The organism is Phenylobacterium sp., assembly GCF_044371015.1.
GTDB lineage: Bacteria > Pseudomonadota > Alphaproteobacteria > Caulobacterales > Caulobacteraceae > Phenylobacterium.
The window spans coordinates 1-8,749 of sequence record NZ_JBILUK010000126.1 but is presented as its reverse complement, the minus strand read 5'-3'; the positions used below and the strand labels follow the sequence as shown (position 1 = coordinate 8,749).

Annotated in this window: 11 protein-coding genes and 1 other RNA gene; 6 read left to right on the top strand and 6 right to left on the bottom strand. The window is 68.7% G+C overall.

Annotated elements, in window-relative coordinates:
* The 4 genes from ACIQ3R_RS11440 to ACIQ3R_RS11425 all read right to left on the bottom strand — a co-directional run.
* Positions 1–387 (bottom strand): glutathione S-transferase family protein (locus ACIQ3R_RS11440; RefSeq protein ID WP_397418563.1); only part of this gene is annotated, 387 nt, incomplete at its 3' end.
* Between the two features lie 10 nt (positions 388–397).
* Positions 398–910 carry a DUF1993 family protein gene (locus tag ACIQ3R_RS11435; RefSeq protein WP_397418561.1) on the bottom strand — a complete coding sequence of 171 codons (513 nt, stop codon included), beginning with the start codon at positions 908–910 and terminating at the stop codon, positions 398–400.
* An 81-nt stretch (positions 911–991) separates the two neighbouring features.
* On the bottom strand, positions 992–1,306 hold the full coding sequence (locus tag ACIQ3R_RS11430; RefSeq protein ID WP_397418559.1) for a DUF6665 family protein: 315 nt from the start codon (positions 1,304–1,306) through the stop codon (positions 992–994).
* Between the two features lie 116 nt (positions 1,307–1,422).
* A complete protein-coding gene (locus ACIQ3R_RS11425; protein WP_397418557.1) occupies positions 1,423–2,208 on the bottom strand; it encodes a short-chain dehydrogenase/reductase in 786 nt (261 codons plus the stop codon).
* A gap of 58 nt (positions 2,209–2,266) precedes the next feature.
* On the opposite strand from ACIQ3R_RS11425, the gene ilvN reads away from it, so the two are divergent.
* On the top strand, positions 2,267–2,845 hold the full coding sequence (gene ilvN, locus ACIQ3R_RS11420; protein ID WP_397418555.1) for an acetolactate synthase small subunit: 579 nt from the start codon (positions 2,267–2,269) through the stop codon (positions 2,843–2,845).
* Positions 2,846–2,850: 5 nt separating this feature from the next.
* Here ilvN and ACIQ3R_RS11415 read toward each other — a convergent pair whose 3' ends face one another.
* Positions 2,851–3,417 (bottom strand): septation protein IspZ, encoded by a 567-nt coding sequence (locus ACIQ3R_RS11415; RefSeq protein ID WP_397418553.1) that lies wholly within the window; start codon positions 3,415–3,417, stop codon positions 2,851–2,853.
* A 129-nt stretch (positions 3,418–3,546) separates the two neighbouring features.
* Here ACIQ3R_RS11415 and ssrA point away from each other — a divergent pair.
* The 4 genes from ssrA to ACIQ3R_RS11395 all read left to right on the top strand — a co-directional run bounded on the left by ssrA (position 3,547) and on the right by ACIQ3R_RS11395 (position 5,797).
* Positions 3,547–3,906: a transfer-messenger RNA gene (ssrA, locus tag ACIQ3R_RS11410) on the top strand.
* 153 nt (positions 3,907–4,059) lie between these two features.
* The gene (locus ACIQ3R_RS11405) at positions 4,060–4,551 is read left to right on the top strand and encodes an SspB family protein (protein WP_397418551.1); all 492 of its coding nucleotides are present in this window, start codon (positions 4,060–4,062) and stop codon (positions 4,549–4,551) included.
* A gap of 10 nt (positions 4,552–4,561) precedes the next feature.
* Positions 4,562–5,029, top strand: coding sequence for a PaaI family thioesterase (locus tag ACIQ3R_RS11400; RefSeq protein WP_397418549.1), 468 nt, complete (start codon positions 4,562–4,564; stop codon positions 5,027–5,029).
* A 6-nt stretch (positions 5,030–5,035) separates the two neighbouring features.
* Complete coding sequence (locus ACIQ3R_RS11395; protein WP_397418547.1) at positions 5,036–5,797, top strand: C13 family peptidase; 762 nt, start codon at positions 5,036–5,038, stop codon at positions 5,795–5,797.
* On the opposite strand, the gene ACIQ3R_RS11390 is transcribed toward ACIQ3R_RS11395, so the two are convergent.
* Positions 5,773–6,423 (bottom strand): PEPxxWA-CTERM sorting domain-containing protein, encoded by a 651-nt coding sequence (locus ACIQ3R_RS11390; protein ID WP_397418545.1) that lies wholly within the window; start codon positions 6,421–6,423, stop codon positions 5,773–5,775. The two genes, ACIQ3R_RS11395 and ACIQ3R_RS11390, sit on opposite strands and share 25 nt — an antisense overlap.
* A 120-nt stretch (positions 6,424–6,543) precedes the next feature.
* Here ACIQ3R_RS11390 and ACIQ3R_RS11385 point away from each other — a divergent pair, with 120 nt between their 5' ends.
* Entirely contained in the window at positions 6,544–8,526 is a 1,983-nt protein-coding gene (locus ACIQ3R_RS11385; RefSeq protein ID WP_397418543.1) for a serine hydrolase domain-containing protein, read from the top strand.
* Positions 8,527–8,749: the final 223 nt, after the last annotated feature.

Below are 8,749 nucleotides of genomic sequence, written 5' to 3'. Positions count from 1 at the left end.
CTGGGCGCGACAACGCTCGACCCACACGGCCAACGGCGCATCCCGGAGCGCGCCCTCGTAGACCAGCGCCACCGCCTTGTCGCACGCCCCCGCCGCAAGGGCTGTGAGCCGCATGGCCTCGCGCCTTTCCGGACCGAAGGCCGCGATCAGCGCCCGGTCGGGCCCGACGATCTGGTCCAGCGCATCGAGGATGGCCCAGCTGTCGGTCAGGGCCACGCCATCGTCCATCACGAGCACCGGCACCCGCCGTAGCGGACTGACCGCCCCGATCCGCTCGGCGTCGCCGAACGCCGACCAAGGCAGGTGCTCGAACGCCAGGCCGTAGAGCCGAAGCGCGATGGCCACCCGCCGCACGAAAGGCGAATCGTACTGACCGATCAGCTGCATGCCGCTCGCCTCAGGCCTTGATCCGCATGGCGCCCAGATAGTCGCGCTTGCCCAGCGGCACGCCGACGTGGCGCAGGATCCCGTAAGCTGTGGTGGCGTGGAAATGGAAGTTCGGCAGCGAGAACGACTGCAGGAAGTCGTGCGACACGAACGGCATCTGCCGCGGACCCAGCTCGAAGACCATGTCCTTGCCCTCCAGAGCGTTCACCGCCTCAGGCGTCAGCGCCTTCAACTCGGCGATCGCGCCGGCGATCAGCGCCTGAAGGCCCGCATAGTCGTATTCGGCGTTGAAGTTCGGCGGCCGGAACACGCCGGCCTGGACCCCCGCAATGGCGCCACGCGAATGGTGCTCCACCGAGATCACCTGGGCGCGCAGCGGCCACATGTCGGCGTGCAGCCGCGCGTCGAGCGCCGCCTCTGCGCCCTCGCCCAGATGCCCCTTGGCCTTCTCCAGATAGCCCGCCACCCCGCCCAGGGTCTGCAGGAACGAACGTACGCTGATGTCGTAGAGGCTGATCGCCATGGAGAATCCCCGTCCATTGAGTGGCGCGCACTCAACCCCGCCCATGAGCCGGCGCCAAGCCCCGGCAGGCGGCGGCCGGCCCTATCGCGCGCCCAGCCGGACCATCACTTCGCGCGGGATGCCATACTGCGCGACCACCGCGTTGCGGTCGCGGAGCCCCATCACCTCGCGCTGGACCAGAAACGCCCAGACCGCGTCGGTCGCCGCCTTCAAAACCGCCGGCCGCCCCTCGCCGCCGGGATGCGACGCCAACGCCGCCAGCGCGGCCTCCACCTTGCGTCCGGCGCGGCCCAGCGACGCCGCCTGCTCTTCCAGAAGCTCATGGCGAAACGCCGCATCGCCCGTCTCGACGCCGAGACGCCGCGCGAGGCTCGCGGACATGTGGAGGGAGGACATGGGGGGATGTTGCCCGCCTCGCCCCCCGCTGCGCAATGCCTCAGGAAAGGAACCGCTCCTGATCGATCAGCCGCCAGATTGTCCGGGTATTGCGATAGCCTCCCGAGCGCAGCCTGTCAGGTCGGCGACCCCGGCCGGGCGGAAAGCCCGCCATCGATGGTCAGCACCACGCCGGAGGTATAGCCCGAGCGGTCGGAGGCCAGGAACGCCATCGCCTCGGCGATCTCGCGCGGCGCGGCCGCCCGGCCCTCCGGATAGTCGGACAGGAACTCGCGCCAGCGGCCTTCGTCGCCGTGGCGGCGCGCGGCGGCGGCCTTGAGGCGTGCGATCAGCCGGTCGGTCTCCACCGGCCCCGGGCTCACCGCCAGCACCCGCACGCCGTCGCGCATCGAGCGGCCGCCCAGCGCCCGGGTGAAGGCATAGAGCGCCGCATTGCCGGTGGAGCCGGTGATGTAGTTGGCGTCCATCCGCTCGCCGGCCGCGCCGATGTCGTTGACGATCACGCCCCGGCCCCGCGCCTTCATGTGGGCGTAGACGGCGCGGGTCAGGTTGATGAAGCCGAACACCTTCAGCTCCCAGGCGTGGCGCCAGGCCGCCTCGTCCACCGCCTCCAGCGTGCCTTGGGGAATGTCGCCGGCGTTATTGATCAGGATATCGGCCTCGCGTCCCGCCTCCGCCAGGGCGGCGAGCTGGTCCGCATCACGCAGATCGGTGGGAACCGCCTGCGCCTTGATTCCATGCGCGGCCGCCAGTCGCCCGGCCAGGGCCGCCAGCGCCGCGCCGTCCCGCGCCGCCAGGATCAGGTGGCACCCCTCCTCCGCAAACACCTCGGCCGCCGCAGCGCCGATGCCCTTCGAAGCGCCGGTGATCAGCACCGTGCGGTCCTTGAGGTTGAGGTCCATGAGTTTCTCCCTCGCCGGGCGCTTGCCGCGCCGCGCATCGTATGACACCTGAGCGACCATGACCGACCCTGTCCAGCCCGCCCCCCAGCCCGCCTCCGTCTACGACCTCAACCGCGCCAAGGAAGAGGAGAGCCGCGCGACGTTCGCGGTGCTGGTGGATAACGAGCCGGGCGTGTTGCACCGCGTCGTCGGTCTGTTCGCCGCGCGCGGCTACAATATCGACAGCCTGACCGTGGCCGAGACCGACGCCAGCGCGCACACCAGCCGCATCACCATCGTCACCCGGGGCACGCCCCAGGTTCTGGGCCAGATCGAGGCGCAGCTGCAGAAGATGGTCTCGACGCGCACCGTCCAGGACGTCACCCGCGACCCCAACGGCATCGAGCGCGAGCTGGCGCTGGTCAAGGTGCGCGGGACGGGGACCGACCGGGTCGAGGCGCTGCGGGTCTCCGACATATTCCGCGCCAAGGTGGTCGACACCACCCACGAGAGCTTCGTCTTCGAATTGACCGGGGCCTCGACCAAGATCGACAAGTTCGTCGACCTGATGCGGCCGCTGGGCCTGACCGAGGTGTCGCGCACCGGCGTGCTGTCCCTACAGCGCGGCCCTGCGGCCGACGGATCCTCTGCGGACTGAGCGCGTCAGGCGGCGGGAGCCATCCCGGCGCGCATCTGACGGATCGTGCGGGCCCGGATGTGGGCGTACTGCATGGCGAACAGGGCGAGCTTGGAGCCTATCGGCCACACCGCCTTGAACAGCGGCCAATAGGCCGGCGCCAGGATCGCAATGGCCAGGTTGGCCGCTGCGGTCAGCGCCATCAGGCCGGCCCACGCATAGCCGTAGGCGACCATCAGCCCCTCGCCCCTGCCCGCCGCGATCGGCGGGAGGTAGCGCAGCATCCAGCCCCGCTTCAGCATCACCACGGCCAGGATCAGGTAGATCACGGTCGGCTTGGCCATCAGGAAGCGAGGGTCGTGCAGGAACAGGCCGGCCGTTCCGAACACCAGCACCAGGCCCAGGCTCGCCCACTGCAGCGCCGCGATGGGTTTGCGCAGCATCAGCCACAGCCACACATGGGCCAGGCCCACGCCCATGGCGATCAGGGTCGCGGTCTGAGCGTCGACCCCAGAGGCCAGCAGGCCCGCGAACAGCAGGCTGGAGAACAGGTCGTTGGCCAGCGGCCGAATGGCGTGGGCGAAGGTTTTCATGGGCAGGCTCCGGTGCGTCTTTCGATGCGCCAGAGCCTAGCCGCGAGACCTCCGACCCGATGAATCCGCTCACGAAGGCGGCGCGGCCAATGGCGAAATCGGCACGCCGTCTGCGAAGCGCGAGCGGTCGTTCTTCTCTTCTTGAGCCTGAAGGCCTATATCTTAGGAGCCGGGTTCGCCCTGCTATGGAGATAAACGCGCGTGCAATAAGCGGACTGGACCCGGGTGCGATTCCCGGCGGCTCCACCAATTTCCTTCCGGGTTATCGCCGGGGAGCATGGGGCCGATCAGCATCGACAGACGTGTAAAGGCGTTGCTTTCTCTCGGCCTGACCCACCGTTCCGGGTCTTAATCCAAATGCGAACGATAACTTCGCTGAGGAAGTCCGCCTCGCCGCGTAATGCGGTTCGGTGACATCCGACCTAAGTCCTAGGGGTTCAGATCCTTAGGCGGGGCCCGGGGGGCGCCTGGCAACAGAAGCCCCCCACTCTCACAGACGCCCGACGGCGCCCCCCTTCCTTCAGTCAAGAACTTGCGGGCGCCTGGCGCCAGAAGCCCCCCACTCTCTCGAACTCCGCACGCCCGCCCCTTGCGCCCGCGCCGTCAGCCGCTAACGTCGCCGCCAGCACAGCGGGAGCGCGCATGGCCCAGGATCCGCCGGTCCAGGATCTTATGAACTACGAGGCGATGGCCCAGGACGCGCTGCGCGGCGTGGCCAAGGCCGCGCTGAAGCGCGCCGCCGCGCCCGAAGGCCTGCCCGGTTCGCACCACTTCTACATCACCTTCAAGACCGATGCGGCGGGCGTCTCGGGCCCCAACGACCTGCTGTCGAAGTACCCCGATGAGATGACCATCGTACTCCAGCACCAGTACTGGGACCTTGCGCCGGGTGAGACCTTCTTCTCCGTGACGTTGCAGTTCGGCGGGCAGCCGAAGCGGCTGAGCGTGCCGTATGCGGCGATCACCCGTTTCTACGACCCCTCGGTGCAGTTCCTGCTGCAGTTCGAGGCGCCGCCTTCGGCTCCGCCGGAGGCCCGTATCGCACCCGTGGAAGAGCCCGCCGCCAAGGCCGCTCCGCCGGCGGCCAAGAGCCCGGCCACGGTCGTCTCCCTTGACCAGTTCCGCAAGAAGTAGTGAGCGCCGGATGACCGACGTGGCGAGCGACACGCCCGTAACGCTGACCGACGAGGCGATCCTTGAGCGGTTCCTCCGCACCAAGAACCAGCCCACCGGCTCGCAGACGCTTGGCTTCCGCATGGTTTCGGTGAACCAGGCTGAGAAGATGGTCGAGGTCGAGTTTGAGGCCCGCGCCGAACTGCTGCTCAACCCGATGAAGCAGATCCAGGGCGGCTATCTCTGCGCCATGCTGGATGAGTGCATGAGCGTGGCCTGCATGGTCGCCTCGGGCATGACTGCGGTGGCGCCGACACTGGAGATGAAGACCAGCTTCTTCCGTCCCGCACAGCCCGGCAAGCTGAAGGGCGTCGGCAAGGTGGTGCGTTGGGGCCGCCAGGTCGCCTTCACCGAGGGCGAACTCTACGACGCCGAGGGTCGCCTTCTGGCCAAGGCGACCGGTACGGCGATCCCGACGCCGTTCACCCGCTACAAGTAACGTCCGGTGCGGCGGCCGCTTACCGCTTTGATCACCGCCGCGGCCCTGGCGTTCGCCTCGGGGCCTTCGCAGGCGGCCGGCGCGTTCGCCGACTGGTCGGCCGTGGTCGTGGCCGGCGACTGGCACGCCGCCGACGGCGGGCCCACGGAAGGCTTCGACAACGCCCGCCGGGACGTGACCCAGGCGCTGGCCCGCGTGGGCTTCCAGCCCGTCAACATCCGCCAGTTCTCGGTCCGGCCGGAACGCTATCCGGACACCAAACCCGACAAGGCTGAGCCGCGCGGCATCTATGGCGCGATGAGCGAACTCGCCGCCAAGGCGGCCGGCGGCTGCCTGTTCTATCTGACCAGCCACGGTCTGCCGGAGGGCGCGCAGGTGGACCAGGGCATCCTGCGACCGGGCATCCTCGGCGAGATGCTGGATCGCGCCTGCGGCAGTCGCCCGACGGTGGTGGTGATCTCCGCCTGCTTCTCCGGCGTCTTCGTGCCATCGCTCGCCAAACCGAACCGCATGGTGCTGACCGCCGCCAGGCCTGATCGCACCTCTTTCGGTTGCGGGCAGGACAACAAGTATCCCTTCTTCGACGAGTGCTTCCTGTCGTCGATGCCGGGCTCGCGGGACTTTGGCGGCCTGGCCGGCGCCGTGCGTGAGTGCGTGCGGGCGCGCGAAATCACGGAAAGGGTGAGTCCGCCTTCAGAACCCCAGCTCTGGATCGGCGGTGAACTCCGCCCGATGCTGCCGCTCTACGCGTTCGCCCGCTCAAACTGACCCCGGCGCCGCCGGATCAGGGCGCCCGCCGCGCCGAAGCCCAGCAGCATCATCGCCCAGGTCGAAGGCTCCGGCACGTTGGTCATGCGCAGGTCGTCGAGCAGCAGGAAGCTGGGATTGAACCCATCCCCGACGTTCACGATCGCCGCTTCGATCGTATAGGTCCCGGCCGCCAGGGTGGTGCTGAACTTCGTCCAGGGTGTGTAGTTGTAGGCGCCGAGTCCCGCGATTCCGGCGTCGAACAGTCGCTCGACCTCCAGTCCGCCGCTCATGATGCGCACGAAGCCGAAGTCGGCTCTGTCGTCCTGACCGAGGAACGCGACCCAGCCCGAGAAGTTGCCGCCGACCGTGTCGAAGGTCTGGCTCAGCATCACCGGGTCGTCGGCCAGATCGGCTTGAAGCGACGCCATGTAGAAGCCGTTCACGGGGTCGAAGACGGTCGGAACGTTCAGTTCGTCGCGGTGCACGAAAACCCCAGGATTCTGCACCAGCCCCGGATCCATCGTCCAGCCGGCGAACCCGTCAAACCCATCCTCGAAGCCGCCGTTCTGGAACCGCGCAGCCTCGGCCGAGCCGACCGCGATGGTCGACGCCGCCAGCGACAGCAGTATGGTCTTGAAGCGCATCCCCGACTCCGACGCGAACCTCGCCGCTACATAGCCGCTTCCAGCCGCCGCACCAGAGGACTCCCTCGGCAGGCGAGCGCCCGGGGGCGACTTGAAAGGCGGGTTGTGATCAAAGGAGGCATGACGTTCCTCCACCGCCTTGCTCCCATGCTCGCGGGGGCCTTTCTCCTCGGCGGAACCCCCGTTCTCGCCCAGCTCGCGCCACCCCCACAGGCGCCGCAGACGGCCCTCGCAACGCCCCCTGACGGGGCGCTGGAAGCCTTCGTCGACGGCTGGATGCGCGACGCTATGTCGCGGGACAAGGTCGCCGGCGCGGCGGTCTCCATCGTCCAGGGCGGGCGGGTCGTCGTGAACAAGGGTTACGGCTTCGCCTCCCTCACTCCACGTCGCGCCGTCGACCCGGACCGGACGTTGTTCCGCATCGGGTCCGTCTCCAAGACGTTCACCTGGATCCTGGTGATGCGCGAGATCGAGGCGGGCCGGATGCGGCTTGATGCGCCGATCAATCGCTACCTGCCGGAGCGGGTGCGTTTGCCGGGCGACGGCGGCGCCATCCGAGTGCGGGACCTGATGGACCACACGCCGGGTTTCGAGGATCGCGCGCTTGGCCAGCTGTTTGAGCGCGAAGCCCGGCGCGTGCGGCCGCTCGACCTCTACCTCCGCCAGGAGCGCCCGGACATCGTCCGCCCGCCCGGCCGCGTCTCGAGCTACTCCAACTACGGCGTTGCGCTGGCGGGCTCGGCGCTGGCCAGGCTCGGCGGACGCACGTTCGAGCGGCGGGTCGAGGACGAGATCCTGGCGCCGCTGGGCATGTCGCACACGACCTTCCGTGAGCCGCGGCCTGAGCGGTTGGGCCTGCCCGCGCCGATGCCGGCGCGCCTCCGCCCGCATGTCGCCGAGGGCTTCGCCTGGCGGGCGGGCGGCTTCGTCGCCACAGACTATGAATTCATCGGCCAGATCGGACCGGCCGGATCAGCCTCGTCCACCGCGGGCGATATGGCGCGCTACATGCTGATGCTGCTGGGCGATGGAACCTCGAGCGGCGTGACCATCTACGGTCCGCGCGCCGCGCGGGCTTTCGAGCACCCGCTCCGCCAGACTCCGCCGGGGATCAACGGCTGGGCGCATGGGTTCATGGTCTACCCTCTGCCCGGCGGGTTGAACGGATATGGTCACGGCGGGGCGACCATCGCCTTCCACACCGCTCTCGTGGTCGTTCCCGCTCTAGACTTGGGCGTCTTTGTCACCACCAACAGCCCAGCCGGCATGAGCCTGGCCGCAGCCTTGCCGGAGGCTGTTGTCCGGCAGGTCACGGGCAAGGCCGAGGGATTCCCACGCCCTTCCTCACAGCAACTGACGGCGATCAAGTCGGACTTCACCGGCGGCTACATCGCAACCCGGCGTGCGCGGGGCGGTCTCGAAGGCTTTGTCGGGCTGTTCGCCAGCGCCAATGACGTCGCAGTCACCCCTGATGGTCGCCTCCTCTTGGGCGAGGGCGGCGCGATCCGTGCGTTCGTCCCCGAGGGCGACCCGGCGACGGGGCGCTTTCTCTCGGTGATCGGGGATCGGCGCATCGACTTCCAGATGGAGAATGGACGGGCCGTCGCGTTTCGCGACAGCACGAACCTGATGACGTTCCGCCGCGCTGGCGTCGTCGAGCGGTTGGATATCCTGGCCACGATCGCCGCCATGACCGGCCTCGCGTCGCTGGCCACCCTGGCGGGACTTGCGTTGCGCAACCGGCGCGAGCTGCGTCAAAACCCGATCCAGGCCCGCGCCTCCCTGGTCCAGACTCTTCAGGCCGGCCTCTGGCTGGCTGCCCTCGTCAGTTTCGCGCTCTTCGGAGCCAACGCCGCCGACGTGGCGACGGTGATGTACGGCTGGCCCGACCCCCTCCTTGTGACGGCTTCGGCCTGCGCATTGGTGGCGTCGGCCATGAACATTCTGGCGATCGCCGCGCTGCCGGCGGTCTGGAGCGGCGGGCGGCGGGTCGATTCCTGGCCGATACGGCGCAAACTGGCGTTCACCGTCACGGCTGTGATCTATGTCGGCTTCACAGTCTTCCTTGGCCTCGCCGGAGCCCTCGAGCCCTGGAGTCGTTAGCGACGACGTCCGCCTAAACTCGGTCTTAACCAAGCACTGGGAAATTCCTGCCTAGCCAGGGGTTAGGCGCGGATCTTCGCGCGCCGCCTGGGGGTGGAAGGGCGCATCGGTCTTGAACCAGTTTGCGGCGATGGTGCGGGGGTTCGGAGTCGGTCGACTGGCCGCCATCCTGGGCGTCGCCGCGGGCCTCGCCGCCGTGGCCGCGGCGATCTTCCTGAATCTC